General features: G+C 40.9%; 15 protein-coding genes. 12 read left to right on the top strand and 3 right to left on the bottom strand.

What is annotated here, in order from left to right; all coding sequences use genetic code 11:
- Positions 1 to 298 precede the first annotated feature (298 nt).
- From AAW12_RS16675 to AAW12_RS16650, 6 genes are all read left to right on the top strand, one after another.
- Positions 299 to 1702: a WG repeat-containing protein gene (locus AAW12_RS16675; protein WP_156167682.1), complete on the top strand. Its 1404-nt coding sequence runs from the start codon at positions 299 to 301 to the stop codon at positions 1700 to 1702.
- Complete coding sequence (locus tag AAW12_RS16670; protein WP_053003767.1) at positions 1692 to 2132, top strand: hypothetical protein; 441 nt, start codon at positions 1692 to 1694, stop codon at positions 2130 to 2132. The genes AAW12_RS16675 and AAW12_RS16670 overlap by 11 nt, the downstream gene beginning before the upstream one ends.
- Positions 2133 to 2215: 83 nt before the next feature.
- A complete protein-coding gene (locus AAW12_RS16665) occupies positions 2216 to 2776 on the top strand; it encodes a YeeE/YedE family protein (protein ID WP_197084072.1) in 561 nt (186 codons plus the stop codon).
- The gene (locus tag AAW12_RS16660) at positions 2777 to 3190 is read left to right on the top strand and encodes a DUF6691 family protein (RefSeq protein ID WP_046674784.1); all 414 of its coding nucleotides are present in this window, start codon (positions 2777 to 2779) and stop codon (positions 3188 to 3190) included. It begins immediately after the preceding gene.
- Between the two features lie 84 nt (positions 3191 to 3274).
- Positions 3275 to 4090, top strand: coding sequence for a sulfite exporter TauE/SafE family protein (locus tag AAW12_RS16655; protein ID WP_046674783.1), 816 nt, complete (start codon positions 3275 to 3277; stop codon positions 4088 to 4090).
- Positions 4091 to 4101: 11 nt separating this feature from the next.
- Positions 4102 to 5499: an MBL fold metallo-hydrolase gene (locus tag AAW12_RS16650; RefSeq protein ID WP_046674782.1), complete on the top strand. Its 1398-nt coding sequence runs from the start codon at positions 4102 to 4104 to the stop codon at positions 5497 to 5499.
- A gap of 125 nt (positions 5500 to 5624) precedes the next feature.
- Here the strand turns inward: AAW12_RS16650 and AAW12_RS16645 are convergent, their stop codons facing one another.
- Positions 5625 to 6482, bottom strand: a complete 858-nt coding sequence (locus tag AAW12_RS16645) for a hypothetical protein (protein ID WP_046674781.1) — start codon at positions 6480 to 6482, stop codon at positions 5625 to 5627.
- A 159-nt stretch (positions 6483 to 6641) separates the two neighbouring features.
- On the opposite strand from AAW12_RS16645, the gene AAW12_RS16640 reads away from it, so the two are divergent.
- Positions 6642 to 8519: a M1 family metallopeptidase gene (locus tag AAW12_RS16640; RefSeq protein WP_046674780.1), complete on the top strand. Its 1878-nt coding sequence runs from the start codon at positions 6642 to 6644 to the stop codon at positions 8517 to 8519.
- Between the two features lie 115 nt (positions 8520 to 8634).
- Here the strand turns inward: AAW12_RS16640 and AAW12_RS16635 are convergent, their stop codons facing one another.
- Positions 8635 to 9774 (bottom strand): glycoside hydrolase family protein, encoded by a 1140-nt coding sequence (locus tag AAW12_RS16635; protein ID WP_197084071.1) that lies wholly within the window; start codon positions 9772 to 9774, stop codon positions 8635 to 8637.
- Positions 9775 to 9883: 109 nt separating this feature from the next.
- Here AAW12_RS16635 and AAW12_RS26305 point away from each other — a divergent pair, with 109 nt between their 5' ends.
- From AAW12_RS26305 to AAW12_RS16625, 3 genes are all read left to right on the top strand, one after another.
- Positions 9884 to 10099, top strand: coding sequence for a hypothetical protein (locus tag AAW12_RS26305; protein WP_156167681.1), 216 nt, complete (start codon positions 9884 to 9886; stop codon positions 10097 to 10099).
- Between the two features lie 118 nt (positions 10100 to 10217).
- On the top strand, positions 10218 to 11345 hold the full coding sequence (hemW, locus tag AAW12_RS16630; protein ID WP_084823219.1) for a radical SAM family heme chaperone HemW: 1128 nt from the start codon (positions 10218 to 10220) through the stop codon (positions 11343 to 11345).
- Positions 11346 to 11482: 137 nt separating this feature from the next.
- A complete protein-coding gene (locus tag AAW12_RS16625; RefSeq protein ID WP_046674778.1) occupies positions 11483 to 12931 on the top strand; it encodes a glyceraldehyde-3-phosphate dehydrogenase in 1449 nt (482 codons plus the stop codon).
- Positions 12932 to 12999: 68 nt separating this feature from the next.
- On the opposite strand, the gene AAW12_RS16620 is transcribed toward AAW12_RS16625, so the two are convergent.
- Entirely contained in the window at positions 13000 to 14244 is a 1245-nt protein-coding gene (locus AAW12_RS16620) for a 3-deoxy-D-manno-octulosonic acid transferase (RefSeq protein ID WP_046674777.1), read from the bottom strand.
- Between the two features lie 65 nt (positions 14245 to 14309).
- Between AAW12_RS16620 and AAW12_RS16615 the strand changes: the two genes are divergently transcribed.
- Together AAW12_RS16615 and galE are read left to right on the top strand one after the other, a co-directional pair.
- Positions 14310 to 15302 carry a UDP-glucuronic acid decarboxylase family protein gene (locus AAW12_RS16615; RefSeq protein ID WP_046674776.1) on the top strand — a complete coding sequence of 331 codons (993 nt, stop codon included), beginning with the start codon at positions 14310 to 14312 and terminating at the stop codon, positions 15300 to 15302.
- The gene (galE, locus tag AAW12_RS16610; protein ID WP_046674775.1) at positions 15302 to 16333 is read left to right on the top strand and encodes a UDP-glucose 4-epimerase GalE; all 1032 of its coding nucleotides are present in this window, start codon (positions 15302 to 15304) and stop codon (positions 16331 to 16333) included. Before AAW12_RS16615 ends, galE begins: the two co-directional genes overlap by 1 nt.
- Positions 16334 to 16430: the final 97 nt, after the last annotated feature.

Here is a 16430-nt window from a genome sequence, read left to right as displayed (position 1 = left end):
GACGATTATATGATAATAACCCATAAAATAAGTATAAAAACACATACCACCTCAAGATCCCTTAACCACCGCCCTAATATCAATTTACTTTACATGATATAAAAAATATGTCCCCCTCTAGGTCTCTACTCAAAGGACGAGGCTACGTCTATCTCCCAAAAAAATAAGCACAGACCAAAAATCGGATTTAAATATCCAAACACAATAATATTTATTTTTGAAAGAATTTCCACAAATAACGAAAGATTATTTCAAAAATCAATTGAATTTCAATATTTTTGTAGCTCAAAATCACACAATGAAACAATTTATCCTTTGTTTACAGTTGGCGTTTTTACTCTTTATAGGACAAGGACACGCTCAAGAGAAACTATATAAAATTTCATATCAATTTGCTGACCCTGAAACGGGCACAGATACAGCATCTTCAGAATTTATCAAAATATTGGCTGGGAATAAGGAAGTATTAATGCAGGCCTTCATCGCGAAAGACCAGATGCGCATTGAAAGTTTATTATTCGGAAAATCTATACAGATCAGCAATATCATCGAAGGGAGTTCTTTTCTACTGGATGAAATAAATAAAACCTATACCGCAACAGAACTGGCTACGGGCAAACTCATTGAGACTTCCGCAAACGAAGGCGATAATTACGCCTATTCCGGGGACTTTGAGATCAGCTTAATTCCCAATCAAAAGAAGATAATTGCAGGAATCACCTGCGAAAAAGCAACATTCAATCTAACAGGTAGTCAAGATCCACAAACGGAAATTACCGTTTGGTATGCACCCAAATTACCAAAGTTATACTGGGGCACTTACGATTATCTCGAAAAAGTACCTGGGGCAGCGCTCTATATCGGATCGGCGGGTTTAGGAATTCAGGCCACTAAAGTCGAGGAGATACCATTCGACCAATCGCTATTTGAAATCCCAGCAGATTACGAAGAAGGTGAAGCTACAGATGAAGCTGTAGATTCCACGTTAAACGACCATCTATCTTGGTATCAAGATTCCATTACATCATATTTTGGTGTACAGGACAGCTTAGGAAACAAATTAACACCAGCAAAATATACGGCAATATATAGCTATGTAGGAGACTATGCCATCGTAAACGATGCAGCGCAAATGTTTGGCTTGATAGACCTCCATGGCAAAGAAGTTATTCCATGTCAATACGAATCGCTCAGTTTAGAAACCGAAGGCGGTCCTGTGGTTTATATGAGCGATCTTAAGTATGGACTTCTGGATACAAACGGTAAAATATTGCTGAAGGCGAAGTATGACTTTATTTCAGTACCTAGCCCAGCATACGCACTTTTTACGGAAGGAGAATACACGGGTATTATTGATCAAAAAGGCACCGTTTTACTTCCTGCCAAATATGAGACCATTTCAGATTATCGCGATAATCTCGCGTTAATTATCGTCAACCAATCCTACCAGCTTATTGATAAAACGGGGCACAATCAACTTAAAACGGATTATGAATTTCTGTCTTTTGCAGGAGAGAAACTTCTTTTGGCCTTTAAAGACAACAAGTACGGATACATTGATTACACAGGAAAAGTCGTGGTCCCAATTAAATTTCAGAACGCCCAAGCTTTTGAAAACGGGCTAGCGCTTGTAACGGAGGATCTAGAGAATTTTTACTATATTGACGCAAAAGGGAAGTTTATCAAGAAATATGAAGAGTAATCCACAGACATTCCACTTGTCGACATTGCATCGTGGAAAATACATGTTAATCTTGCTGGTTTCAATCTTTTTGATCGGAATGGTCATGTCTAAAGTTCCCATACAAGAAATTCTCAAGATTATTGTTGCTCTTTTAATGATCCCTTTAGCACTGTATTTGGCCATAAAGTGTTCGACTTTATCATCGACTTGGGTCTTGGACGAAAATACACTGCAGATAAGCAATGCTAAAAAAACAATCGTTTTCCCTCTGAATAATATTTCTCATATCAGGAATCTTAAACGTTCTGGCGGAAACCTGATCATTATCAACCAAAACAAAGGACCGGCTTTTCGTACTTGGCGCAACAAATTGTTTCAAAAAGAAGATGATCTTCCTCTGCTAACCGAAGCCTTAAAGACCGCAGACATCGAATATTACGACCTATAAATTCTTTCTTCCTTCGGTAACATTTGTTACAGGCTTTTGCAAAGGCAGTATGTACCTTTGTAACATCACTTAAGAACATTGTTATGCTATTGGAATACATTAAACAACCGTGGCCCTGGTATATTTCAGGACCTTTAATTGCGCTGGTCATGTACCTGCTGCTCAAACAGGGGAAGGATTTTGGCATGTCCAATAACCTACGTACCATGTGTACTGTATTAGGTGCCGGAAAAACTTCCTCTTTTTTCAGATTCGATTGGAAGACCCAATCATGGAATTTATTGGTGGTACTCGGGACAGCCATTGGCGGTTTTATTGCACATCATTTTCTGAGCGATGGCACTGCAAGCCAGATTAATCCCAAAAGTGTTGCCGATCTAAAAGAGCTCGGTATTATCGACCAACTACAAGGCTACCTTCCTGAATCCATATTCGTTTTCGACGGATCTTTGTTTCAGTTTCTAATTTTAAGTATTGGCGGTGTATTGATCGGATTTGGAACACGCTATGCTGGTGGATGTTCATCAGGCCATGCTATTTCTGGGCTTAGCAATTTTCAGCTTCCTTCTTTGATTGCCGTTATAGGTTTCTTCCTAGGCGGGATCATCATGGTTCATTTTTTATTCCCACTAATTTTCGCATAAATGAAAGCACTAAAATTTATTTCCATCGGTATACTGTTTGGAATCATCTTATACAAATCGGAAGCCGCATCATGGTATAGAATCTACGAAATGTTTCAATTTCGTTCCTTCCATATGTATGGGATCATCGGTACGGCACTGACCACAGCAATTATAATCGTACAGATCATCAAGAGAAAGCGAATCAAAGATAGTAACGGGATGGAAATCGCATTCTATGACAAAGACAAAAGTATTACACGATACCTAGTCGGAGGAACAATCTTTGGCTTGGGATGGGCATTGACAGGCGCTTGTCCGGGACCAATGTTCGCCCTAATCGGTGCCGGTTATTGGACGATAGGAATCGTTCTTCTTTTTGCTTTGTTGGGTACTTGGCTTTATGGGCTATTGCGCAATAAGTTGCCGCATTAGTTTTAACAAACTGCGTTATATCAAATACCTTATATATCCGAAGTCTGAGGCCTGTACAAGGAGTTTAAATTTTAGAGAGAGAACATGGAATTAATATTTATAGCTGGTTTTATATTAGCTGTTCTGGTCGGGCTATCAATGGGTTTGATGGGTAGCGGTGGAAGTATTCTAACATTGCCCATCTTTGTTTATATTTTTCATATAGAACCTCAATATGCATTGGACTATTCGCTGTTTTCTATTGGAATATTAGCTTTGGTCGGATCAATTTCTCCGTTGCGAAAAAGAGAAATTGATCTGAAAACGACGGCCATTTTTCTCTTTCCATCGCTAATTTCGGTCTATTTGACTAAGCGTTATCTGCTTGTAGCCATACCAGAGTCATTCAAGCTGGGCGAAATAACGATCTCCAGAAACCATATCATCATGTTACTTTTCTCGATGGTGATTCTGATTTCTGCAACAGCGATGGTGCGAAGACGTAAACAGGTTCAGCATGATCGATTCAAGGGCGGAATTGGCCAGATTTTCAACGTTGTCCTCGTCGGATTGCTCGTCGGTGTCATGACTGGTTTGGTTGGCGCGGGAGGAGGCTTTATCATTGTACCTGCCCTCGTTTTACTCTTAGGAATTCCACTTAAGCAGGCCATTGCCACTTCGTTGTTTATCATCGGTTTAAACGCTTCATTCGGTTTGATCGCGAATTATCAGTTCCTGGAACATATGAATTGGTTTACATTGGTTACCTTTACCTTAATCACTTTAGTCGGCCTCCAAATTGGCTCCAAATGGAAAGACAAACTAGACGCAGCAAAATTAAAAGGTATTTTTGGATACTTTTTAATTAGTATCGGCATCTTAATCTTTGCTTTCGAATTCATTCAATTTGTAAATCATTAAAATCACACGTTATGTTTTTTCAACACATTTTTGAGTCATCTTTAGCACATTCGAGTTACATTATTGGTTGTCAAGCCAAGGGTGTCGCTATTGTCATTGACCCTAAAAGAGATGTAGACAGCTATCTTGAGATTGCACAAAAGAATAATCTGACCATAACGCATATTGCGGAAACACATATCCATGCCGACTACCTTTCAGGTACGCTAGAGTTAGCCGCATTGACAGGCGCCCAACCTTATCTATCCGATGAAGGTGGAGAAGATTGGCACTATGAATTCCCACATATTGGATTAAAACATGGCGATCAATTTCACGTTGGAAATCTGATTTTCCAGGTTATCCATACACCCGGACATACGCCCGAGAGTATCAGTTTTGTATTGATTGATACGCCTGCAACCATGGAGCCGGTCATGCTATTTACAGGTGACTTTGTGTTTGTTGGCGATATCGGACGCCCAGATCTGTTGGAAAATGCAGCGGGAATGGTCGGAACCAAGGAAATTGGGGCCCACCAAATGTACCGATCGTTACAACATTTCCTGACGCTACCTGATCATATTCAGGTATGGCCCGCGCATGGGGCCGGATCCGCTTGTGGAAAGGCGCTGGGTGCAGTTCCGAGTTCAACGGTTGGTTATGAAAAAATACGCAATTGGGCACTTCAATACCAAAACAACGAAACAGCCTTCGTGGAAGAACTATTATCAGGACAGCCCGAACCGCCACGCTATTTTGCCACGATGAAAAAACTCAACAAAATAGCGCGGCCATTGCAAACGGCAGTTCCTCAGTACAACAAGTTAGCAAACGAAACTTTTCTGGATTTATACCAGCAAGGAACAACCGTCATTGATACACGCTACAAGTTTGATTTTGCCAAAGGGTATCTCCCCAATAGCATCAATATTCAGAACAACAAAACATTTAATACCTGGGCTGGCTGGATCCTTAATTACACAGATCCGTTTATACTCATTGTAGCGGAAAGTCAATTGGACGACATTGCCCGCAAGCTTATGCGCATTGGATTGGATCAAGTCGCTGGATATGTTACGCCAGATACGATCCCGCATTTGGGAATTGCATTGGAGCACCAGCAACTCATCGGTTTCGAAGAGATGAATAGTGCATTGGGCAAATCCGATATCCAAATACTTGATGTGCGCAATTCTAGTGAGTTTGCAGAGGGGCATTTACCCCATGCTACTCATATCTTTGTCGGTACAATTGCAGACAATCTCCACAAAATTGACCAGAACAAACAGCTGTACCTGCACTGTCAATCTGGAGACCGCGCAACCATAGCAGCATCCATATTGGCGAAAAACGGCATTAAGGACGTCAAAATTTATAGTCCTTCCATCAATGAATGGAAATTAAAGGGCGGAACTTTGGTGCAATAACCTTTAAAAAAAGATCCCAGGAATATTTATCCTGGGATCTTTTTTTGAAGAATCAAACGATACCATCGAATTTGAGCTGCCAATGCATACGATAAGGAGCAACTCAACTCGGCAGTATGGTTCGTTTATAGACTATTTCTATTGATCCGCAAGAATTCGATAACCTCATCTTTCTTCTCTTCCATCTTGCCTTTCTTTTCCGTAAATTGATGATTATAGATGGTCAGATACTGATGGTCGTCCGTTTCAGATTCATATAATTCGGCAGTAGCAAAAGACAGATGTTCTTCATCATCCGAAAGATGATCATACACATAGGCAAAATCATGATTGCCCAAGGAGCTTACGACGGCATCTTTATCCGCCACGAATTTTAACCTTCCGGGCAATGTCCGTTTATTCATCCAGACTTCGTCTTTTTCAGAGAAAGGATAAATGGTAATACCCCGAAAAGCCATAATAATTGGAGTAATCAGAATAATACCCATCTCAATCGCCCACACTGCCCACAACATACCACCGGAAACTGGGCTCTTTTTCAAGGTAAAGGTACCGACTTCGTTTAAACCTTGCATCGCTTCCCAAATAAATGAAGGGTGTAAGAAAAAGGCTTTGAACCCTTCCAGATTGAAAGATGATTTTACCCAGGTATCTCCGCCCATGGTTCCTTCCGCATTGTACATCAGCGAAACGAAAAGAGCCCATTGGGCATAAAAAGCTAAAAGCGCGACTAGCAAAGTGATCAATACTGCAATGCCCTTATTTCTTAATTTCCATTTTTTGAAACAGAAATTCAGCACATAGAATATCCCAGCACCAAATCCCAATGTAATAAATACATTAAAATAAATAATAGGGATAAACCACTGCAAAGCGATGTAAACAATTGCCAATACAACGGCACTAATTGTGCCTAGCACAAGAGATCCGATAAATGCCAAAGCAGGAGCCTTTCCCGAGGGCTTATAATATAGATTTTCCATAAAAACAGTAAAATTGATTTTTAACTTAACAGTTAAATTCCCTAACCAAAACCAAGCCAATTCCCAAAGAACAGTCAACTTTCGTCAAGATTTGATGACATTAACTTCGTTACATTCGTTTAAGTGCCATTTATTGAGACAATTTTGTAAGTTTGGGGCATGAAAATCAAAATAATATCCTTTTTTACACTTGCATGTGTATTGAATATTTGGGGGGCAGTAGCGAAGGCCCAAAGAAAAGGATTCTGGCAACAGAAAGTTGACTACCATATGGATGTCAACGTGGATGAAAAAGCATATCAGTACGATGGAAAAATGACCTTGAAGTACAGCAATAATTCAGGGCAGTCACTTAAAAAAGTATATTTCCATTTATATTTCAATGCTTTTCAACCAGGATCGATGATGGATTACCGCTTAAAAAACATCAGTGATCCAGACAAGCGCATGGTGACCAACCTTGGCACAAAAGAAAAGCCGGTATATCAAAGCCGCATCGGAGAGCTTAAGACCAATCAAATTGGTTATCAAAAAATCAAAAGCTTAACAATGAATGGGGCTAACACATCATTTAAAATTGACGGAACGATCTTGGAGGTCGCTTTACCAACTCCTATCCAAGATGGCGAAACAGCACGTTTTGATATGGAGTGGACCGCACAAGTTCCGGAACAAATTAGAAGAACTGGCCGGAATTCTGCCGAAGGTGTAGCATTATCTATGGCGCAATGGTATCCGAAGATGGCCCAATTCGATGAATTCGGCTGGCATTTGGATGAATATACAGGCCGTGAATTTATTGCTCCTTTTGGCAATTTTGACGTCACCATACACCTCAATAAAAATTATATTGTTGGTGCCTCAGGTGTTCTTCAAAACCCATCAGAGGTCAAAGGTTATCAACAGAAAGCGAAAGTAAAAGCCGTCGACAATAAAGCGACCTGGCACTATAGAGCCCAAAATATCCATGATTTTGTCTGGGCCGCAGACCCCAAATTTGTTGTGGATTCCGCTTCAAGTAAAAATGGTATAAAAGTATATACCGTATTCTTGCCAACAGACAAAGAAGTTATTTCAAATTGGAAAACAGCAATAGGTCTTTCTACCGAATTCTTTGACTTCTGTAGTGCGAAGTTTGGTAAATATCCATGGCCAACTTATACCATCATTCAGGGTGGCGATGGTGGTATGGAGTATGGCACAGCTACTCTGATCACAGGCGGCCGCAATCTAAAAAGTCTTGTTGGTGTCATATTCCATGAATCGGCACACTCCTGGTACCAACAACTGTTTGGGATCAATGAAACCGTAGATGAATGGTTTGATGAAGGTTTCACCTCCTATGTCGAAGAGTTGGCCATGCAACATATCTTTGAAAAAAGAGGTGCTATTGCCTCCAACCCACAAATTGCCGCCTACCGTGGCTACTATAAATTGGCCCTTTCAGGTAAAGAAGAACCGATGAGCTTACTGGCAGATTATTATAACACCAACTATGGCTACAGCAACGAAGCATACAACAAAGGTGCCGTGCTTGCAGAACAGTTGGGGTATATTATTGGTCAGGAAAATTTAGAAAAAACCTTCTTGAAATTTTATGACATCTGGAAGTTTAAACATCCGACACCAAATGATTTTAAACGCGTTGCTGAAGAGGTTTCCGGCATCAACTTAAAATGGTATTTCAACCTATTTATCAATACAACACGTCAAATCGATTACGCTATTGAAAAAGTAACAGATACAGATATTCTGTTGGTTAATAAGTCAAATTTTGCCATGCCACTGGATGTGCTGGTAGAATACACAGATGGAAGCAAAGAGTTATTTTATATCCCTTTGCGTGAAATGCGCGGCGAAAAACCGGAAGAACATTTTGACATATACAAAGATGTTAAAAGAACCGTGCTTGAGGATTGGTTCTGGACCAAACCCGACTATACTATCCATGTGTCGAAAACACCAAAAACGGTAACAATTGATCCTTCATTACGCTTAGCGGATGTAGAATCGGCAAACAACAGTTTTAGCAAGTAACCAAATAACTACAGGTACGTCCCCATTATCTGAACAGATCGGGGTAAAAAAAGCTTCCAAACCACTTCACATATACCTGGTTTGGAAGCTTTTTTTGCTAATCACCTAACCTGAATTAGGTATTCTTAAGAGGAATAACCATATTCCATGTACGTTCAAATTGATAGGGCGCCGAACCATCTCCCGTAGCAGCAAACAAATGCGTAGGTTTCCCATTTTCAAATAATAAAAACGGTCGTTCAAAATTGGCCTGATGACTCGTTGTCCCATCATCCCATTGAATCGTTTTCGAATAAGCTTTTACAGATTTCGAAAGATGCCAATCTATACCATCTTTCGAATAGGCGTGTATCCCGCCCCCCTCTTCACCGCAGATCTTTCCGTAACGGTCCTTCATAATAAGTTCAAACTGCTGACCATTATGCCACACAAATGGATCCTCAACATCGTTTTCATGGTTTTGGTCCGTATGGAATGAAAAAATGGGCTTGTCCGACAAACGGCGATAAGGTCCGCGGAAAGAATCCGCCTGCGCAGCGCCCAATAGAAGTGGTGGATTATAATTTACAGGGGAAGATTTATACACTAAATAAACCTTTCCGTTCGGTAAGACAACTGGCGAAGGGTTCGATGTAATGGAGGCATCCCATTCTCCTTTCCGCGGATTCAGAATCGGTTGATCAACTCGTTTCCATGGCCCTGCAATTGATCTGGAATAGGCCATTCCAATACGTTTATGCATCCAGGCTTTCTGGCCTAGGCCCGACTCCCATACATTTTCTGTAAAGGCGGGACTTGGCTCATCGTAGTTATTGCCAAAGTAATAAAGTACATAATAGTCACCGCTTTTTACAATGCGCGGATTGTGTGTTGTACAGCCATCAAAATATTGCTTCCCCCGAGCAGGCAGTACAACTTCAACAAATTCATATGGCCCTTCAGGGGTATCTGAAATAGCCCTGACGACTTCTGAGTTTGTCACCCAATTACCAAAACCATATTGTTTGCTCCAACGCGAAGCAAACATATGATATCGTCCATCCTCTCCTTTTATAACCGAAGGATCCCAAATCCAATAATCTTTCATCGCAAATCCGCCGCCTTTTGGTGCCGGTAACAACCGATCGATAAAAGAGTCCTGCTTAATAAAAGAGTCTTTAGGACTAGCCCCAAACGCATATCCATGGTTTGAAAACAGGAAGAGGCCGGAAACACCAGCAACGTTTTTTAGAAAGTCTCGACGGGAGGTTTTCATACATTTTACTTTTATTAGAAGAAAATAATTCGTTTTCTAATCTATTTGATCGGCTCCCATGAAATAATTTACACGAGGCTGATACCCACAATTTTTTAGAAAGAAACTCTTGAATTCACTTTCCTTCATCAGACATGAGGTGTTATATTGGTACTTCTACAAAAATATCGACAACAAGATAACGAATAACCAGCTCGTTGTCAACCTTCTTGTGGATGATTCTTCCATCCTATTGCACTTTCTTTTTAAATCCTATAATGAACTGTGGAAAAGTCCAACAGCTATCTTACCCGGAATTTATTCGGCTAGTGGCTACCGGAAATAGTTAAACCTATAAATTCCTCTTGCATCTAGGCATAAGTCTAGAAAAGATTTCAGGTATGCATACTCGAAAGAAGAAAAAATAAAGGGCGGTTTGGTCAGGTCTTGGTATATTTGTCCCCATGATTTATGTCCATATTCCCTTCTGTAAACAGGCTTGTCATTATTGTGACTTCCATTTTAGCACTTCACTACAATACAAAAGTGAGATGATCAATGCCATACGACGGGAAATTGAGCTCAGGGCAGCCTATTTGGAAGACAAAAAGGTCGAATCGATCTATTTTGGCGGCGGTACCCCTTCCTTACTGGAAGCCGATGAGATCGCGCAGATTATCGATATGATAGGGAAGCATTTTGACATCGCAAATCATGCTGAAATTACACTGGAAGCTAATCCCGACGATCTAAATGCCGCCAAAGTAAACAGTCTGCGGAATACAGCAATCAATCGATTCAGCATAGGCATACAGTCTTTTTTTGAAGAGGATCTCAAATGGATGAACAGAGCACATAATCAACAGGAAGCACTGGCTTCAATTATGCGGGTGCAAGATGCGGGCTTTGAAAATATTACCTGTGATCTTATTTATGGCTATCCGTTACTGACTGACGAGAAATGGCGCCACAATATGCAACAGCTGATTGACTTTGAAATTCCCCATATTTCTTCGTATTCCATGACTGTAGAAAATAAGACAGCATTGGATCACTTCATTAAAAAAGGCTTAAGTCCAGCAATCGATTCGGATCAGGCTGCGGATCAGATGAGCCTTCTTATCCATACATTGAAAGCTGCGGGATATGAACAATATGAAATTTCCAATTTTGCAAAAAATGGCCTTTATGCGCGTCACAATACAAATTATTGGAAAGGTAAACATTATCTTGGTATAGGCCCTTCGGCACATTCGTTCAATGGAATTTCCAGAGCCTGGAATGTTTCCAACAATGCGAAATATTTAACCTCAATCAATTCAAACCAATTTCCCCTGGAAATTGAGGAGCTTTCTACACTGGACCAAATCAACGAAAGCATCATGACTTCGTTGAGAACCATGTGGGGGCTCGATTTGATTGCGCTGGAGAGTAAATTCGGGCAATCTATCAAAAACCGCGTATTGAAGGATGCAGAGCCATTTCTGGCAGCGGGCAATCTTGTTTTGGAAGAAAGTAAATTACGTTTAACGGATGCAGGTAAATTAATGGCCGATCATATCATGTCCGACCTATTCATTATAGAAGATTAGCAATTTAAATAGCTAAATATTGTTAATTTATTAATATTAATACGACATAAGGTTTAAAAATTATGAAAATAAAAATATAAGCCTATTATTCGAGCTGTTTGTGCTATGTTTGCAACATAATCTATTATAACATTATTATGTCACACAAGCCATCTTTTGACTTAGAGATCAAAAGTTACAAAGAGCAACAAAATGCAGCCGTAAGCTTAATTCAAATTGTTAGCAATCTATGGTATAACCAGGCCATTGAACTGGTCTTTTTTCGGAATCAACTCATTGATGTAAAATCGAGTTCAATTCTCCATCTGGTTAAGGAAAGTGTTCTCCTTACCAATGAGCCTCTCCATATTTTTGATATTCTTCAGGTGGCAGGGGTCTTGGAGAATCTCCCCCTATCTCCTGCACGTATCGATATCGGAAAACTTACCTTACAGGTCAAGAAACAGGCAATTGACAACAACGATCTGCCTAGTTTTATTGAAAATGAATTAAAGGATATCAATCAACAATCGGAATTAAAACCACGCGATGTCGTGCTTTACGGATTTGGCCGTATCGGTCGTTTACTCGCCCGAGAGCTCATGCATAAAGCCGGTGCCGGACAGCAGCTTCGCCTTAGGGCCATTGTAACACGAGACGCCAATGACAGCAAGTCCATATTGAAAAGAGCGACACTATTAAAAACAGATTCCATACACGGTGCGTTCGAAGGCGACGTACAGGCCGACATTCCAAATCAGGCACTTATTATCAACGGCATCACTGTCCATCTGATCACTGCCAAACAGCCAGAGGATATCGATTATACCGAGTATGGAATACAGCATGCTTTGGTCGTCGACAATACGGGTGCTTTTCGAGATGAGCAAGAACTGAGTCGTCACCTGCAATCCAAGGGTGTCGCCCAAGTTTTATTAACAGCACCGGGGAAAGGTGTTCCAAATATCGTATATGCAGTCAATGAAAATAATATTGACGTGCAAAAGCATGCGATCTTTTCCGCTGCTTCCTGTACGACGAATGCAATATCCCCTATTTTGGCGGTGCTTGAAAATAAAATAGGCATTGAAAAAGGGCATATCGAAACCATACATTCCTATACCAACGACCAGAATCTTGTCGACAATATGCACAAAAAGTCCAGACGGGGTCGTGCTGCGGCGCTCAATATGGTGATCACAGAAACTGGAGCGGGCGCTGCTGTTTCAAAAGTATTGCCTTCACTGAAGGGCAAACTGACCTCCAATGCCATTCGCGTTCCTGTGCCAAATGGCTCATTGGCGATTTTAAATCTCGAAATTAAAGCCAAAACTACTGTCGACGAAATCAATGCACTTTTAAAAGAAGCATCACTAGAGGGTAACCTTGTCGAACAGATTAAATTTTCTAAGGATCATGAACTCGTTTCTTCGGATATCATCGGCTCCACTGCCGCCGCAATCGTGGATGCTCCAGCGACGATCGTTTCGGGAGATGGCAGGAATGTTATTTTATATGTCTGGTACGACAATGAATACGGATATTCCCATCAGGTGATGCGCTTATCGCGTCACATTACTGGCGTAAGAAGATATACCTATTATTAGGAGCCAGTCCAAGAATAAGAAACCACGCGTAACCTGCAGAATATAGGCGGCGGCAGTACAGCTACCGCTTATATTTTCACGGAATTGCTTTTGAGGTATTTCATTATAATTGCTGTTGCTCCGGCCTTCTGCAGCACATACGCACGGGCCAGTTTTCCCGCTTCTTGACGGACAGCCTGATCTTGTAGAACAGCAAAGATTTTCTTTAGTTCTTTAGCACTACCAATGGCGAAACCGGATCCATTTTGCACCAGATCTTTCGCCTCCTGAAACTTCTTGAAATTTGGACCAAATAGCACCGGTATGCCATACGTTGCAGCCTCGAGTGTGTTATGTATCCCAACGCCAAAACCACCACCAATATAGGCCAATTGACCATAGCCATACAAAGACGAAAGCATACCAATATTATCGATCACGAGCACCTTTGAATCGGCAACTAATGCGGCATCGTAGGTAGCCATCTCCGAAAAACGGAGCGCCTTCGGCCAAAGGTTAAAAATGCTCGCCAAATGTGATTCATTGATTTCATGTGGCGCCAAGATCAGCTTATAGTCTGAATAACCCTGAAGCAATTCCTGTAGAGCCTGTTCATCTTCTGGCCAGGTACTTCCCGCGACAAGCGTCGGATTTTCACCAACAAATTGGCTGATCTCGGAAATCATTTTCCTGTTTTTAGGAATATCTACCACGCGATCAAAACGTGTATCTCCGGCTAAGCCAGCATTCCGTATGCCAAATTCTTTCAAAAGACGTACACTTTCTTCATTTTGCACAAAGAAGTAAGTCACATAACTTAATATTTTCAGAAAAAACGTTCCATAAGCCTGAAAAAAGATCTGATCGGGTCTAAATATTGCTGAGATCAGAAACAAGGGAATACCCCGTTTATACAGGGCTTCAAAAAAATAATACCAATATTCATATTTCGTGAACACCGCAAAACTTGGATTGATCAGGTCGAGAAAAAGCCGTGCATGCTGAGCAGTATCATAGGGGAGATAAAAAACATAATCGGCCAAAGCGGTGTTTTTTCTGATCTCGTAGCCCGAGGGGGAGTAAAATGTTACAATTATTTTGTGATCCAAATAATTATTTTTCACCGCTTCCAGCACAGGTCTTCCTTGCTCAAATTCACCCAATGATGCAAAGTGAAACCAAATATGTTTTTGGGAAGAATCAACCGTTTGTTTCATCCTCGAATACCAGTCTTTTCGCCCCTCTACCATAAGCTTGGCTTTGGCATGAAAAGGAGCCAAAATACGCAGTAAGAGTCCATAAAGAAAGATTCCAATTGAATAAAGCAAACGCATGTTTTTAAAATAATGTTTATCTTAGTCAAAGATATTAAACCCATTTCATTAAACGGAACCATTGAGTGGAAAATAAACATCGCAAACGGATTTTGATAACAGGAGCAGCTGGCTTCCTCGGTTCTCACCTTTGCGATCGCTTTATTGCGGAAGATTACGATGTCATTGGAATGGACAACCTGATTACCGGAGATCTACAGAATATAGCACATCTATTTAAGTTGGAAAATTTCGACTTCTATCATCACGATGTCTCGAAATTTGTCCACGTTCCCGGACACTTGGATTATATCCTGCATTTCGCTTCGCCAGCCAGTCCCGTTGATTATCTTAAAATTCCGATACAAACATTGAAAGTCGGATCTTTGGGAACACATAATCTCTTGGGCCTTGCACGCGCCAAACAAGCACGCATATTAGTCGCCTCCACCTCTGAGGTTTATGGCGATCCACTTGTTTCGCCACAATCCGAGGACTACTGGGGCAACGTGAATCCCGTGGGACCCCGCGGTGTATACGATGAAGCGAAGCGTTTCCAGGAGGCAATAACAATGGCCTATCATAATGCACATGGTCTAGATACCCGTATTGTCAGGATATTTAACACCTTTGGTTCTAGAATGCGCCTCAATGACGGCCGAGCTATTCCTACCTTTATCGCGCAGGCGATTCGGGGGGAAGACATTACGATTTTTGGGGATGGTTCGCAAACACGATCATTCTGTTATATTGACGATCAGATCGAAGGCATTTTTCGCTTGTTGCATTCAACTTGTGCAACACCTATAAATATTGGTAATCCAGACGAAATCAGCCTACTGCAATTGGCCCATGAAATTGTTGAATTGACAGACAGCTCGAGTAAAATCGTCTACGAACCATTGCCGGTTGATGATCCAAAACAACGGAAACCGGATATTGGCCTGGCGAAATCTAAATTAGCCTGGGAACCTCAAATAGACCGAAAAACAGGATTGAAAAAAACCATAGCATTTTACAAAAAGATCCCTTTGGATACCTTATCACATAAAGACTTTACTTACTATAATCAACAATAATGAACAAAAAAATACTAGTCACAGGAGGAACAGGTTATATCGGTTCGCACACAGTAGTCGAACTACATCAAGCAGGATATGTGCCTGTCATCGTGGATGATCTATCCAATTCAAACATCAAAATTTTGGATCAGGTTGAGAAGATCATCGGCGTTAGACCTGAATTTCACCAGTTTGACCTGTGCGACACAGACCGCGTGAATGAATTTGTAAAAAACAATACCGATATCTCGGGCATTATCCATTTTGCGGCCTCTAAAGCGGTAGGTGAATCTGTACAGAAGCCATTAAAATATTACCACAACAATTTTTTCTCGTTAATCAACTTATTAGAAGCATATCAAAATAAGCCGATTAATTTTGTCTTTTCTTCAAGCTGTACCGTATATGGTGAGCCAGACTATTTACCTGTCGACGAAAGTGCTCCCGTGAAGAAGGCAACCTCTCCTTATGGAAACACAAAACAAATTGCTGAAGAAATTCTGCAGGAGACTGCCGCGGCATATGACAACTACAATATTATTGCACTCCGTTATTTCAACCCAGTAGGTGCACATGAGTCGGCATTGATCGGTGAATTACCAAACGGTGTTCCTCAGAATCTGCTTCCATTTATCACACAAACGGCCATTGGAAAAAGAGAAAAATTAACGGTATTTGGCTCTGATTACGACACTCCAGATGGATCTTGTATCCGCGACTACATCCATGTTGTTGATTTAGCAAAAGCTCACGTTGCAGCAATCAGGTTATTGGAACAAGGCAACCCGAACGGAAAATACGATGTCTTTAATGTTGGAACAGGAAACGGGTATTCTGTCCTTGAAGCGATCAAAGCTTTTGAGAAAGCTTCTGGACAAAAACTGAATTACGAATTTGGTCCACGTCGTGACGGAGATATTATCAAGGTTTATGGCGACGTTACTAAATCAGCCAATCAGCTGCATTGGAAAGCAGCACTTGGTATTGATGAAATGATGGCTTCTGCCTGGGCATGGGAAAAAAATCTAAAGGAAAATCCATTGGATTAAACAGTTGTCTATTATACGCACAACAAAGCATTATATTTAGCTTAATTTTATATGACCGTCTTAAAAAAACTGAGACGGTCATATTTTTTGCAGCATG

The sequence above is a fragment of the Sphingobacterium sp. Ag1 genome (assembly GCF_000988325.1).
In the GTDB taxonomy this organism is placed as follows: Bacteria; Bacteroidota; Bacteroidia; order Sphingobacteriales; family Sphingobacteriaceae; genus Sphingobacterium.
This window is presented reverse-complemented; position numbering and strand designations above follow the sequence as displayed.

What these genes read in the sequence shown, in the direction of transcription:
- AAW12_RS16675 (WP_156167682.1), top strand. Translation starts at nt 299, where the DNA reads ATGAAACAATTTATCCTTTGTTTACAGTTGGCGTTTTTACTCTTTATA.
- AAW12_RS16670 (WP_053003767.1), top strand. Translation starts at nt 1,692, where the DNA reads ATGAAGAGTAATCCACAGACATTCCACTTGTCGACATTGCATCGTGGA.
- AAW12_RS16665 (WP_197084072.1), top strand. Translation starts at nt 2,216, where the DNA reads ATGCTATTGGAATACATTAAACAACCGTGGCCCTGGTATATTTCAGGA.
- AAW12_RS16660 (WP_046674784.1), top strand. Translation starts at nt 2,777, where the DNA reads ATGAAAGCACTAAAATTTATTTCCATCGGTATACTGTTTGGAATCATC.
- AAW12_RS16655 (WP_046674783.1), top strand. Translation starts at nt 3,275, where the DNA reads ATGGAATTAATATTTATAGCTGGTTTTATATTAGCTGTTCTGGTCGGG.
- AAW12_RS16650 (WP_046674782.1), top strand. Translation starts at nt 4,102, where the DNA reads ATGTTTTTTCAACACATTTTTGAGTCATCTTTAGCACATTCGAGTTAC.
- AAW12_RS16645 (WP_046674781.1), bottom strand. Translation starts at nt 6,482, where the DNA reads ATGGAAAATCTATATTATAAGCCCTCGGGAAAGGCTCCTGCTTTGGCA.
- AAW12_RS16640 (WP_046674780.1), top strand. Translation starts at nt 6,642, where the DNA reads ATGAAAATCAAAATAATATCCTTTTTTACACTTGCATGTGTATTGAAT.
- AAW12_RS16635 (WP_197084071.1), bottom strand. Translation starts at nt 9,774, where the DNA reads ATGAAAACCTCCCGTCGAGACTTTCTAAAAAACGTTGCTGGTGTTTCC.
- hemW (WP_084823219.1), top strand. Translation starts at nt 10,218, where the DNA reads ATGATTTATGTCCATATTCCCTTCTGTAAACAGGCTTGTCATTATTGT.
- AAW12_RS16625 (WP_046674778.1), top strand. Translation starts at nt 11,483, where the DNA reads ATGTCACACAAGCCATCTTTTGACTTAGAGATCAAAAGTTACAAAGAG.
- AAW12_RS16620 (WP_046674777.1), bottom strand. Translation starts at nt 14,244, where the DNA reads ATGCGTTTGCTTTATTCAATTGGAATCTTTCTTTATGGACTCTTACTG.
- galE (WP_046674775.1), top strand. Translation starts at nt 15,302, where the DNA reads ATGAACAAAAAAATACTAGTCACAGGAGGAACAGGTTATATCGGTTCG.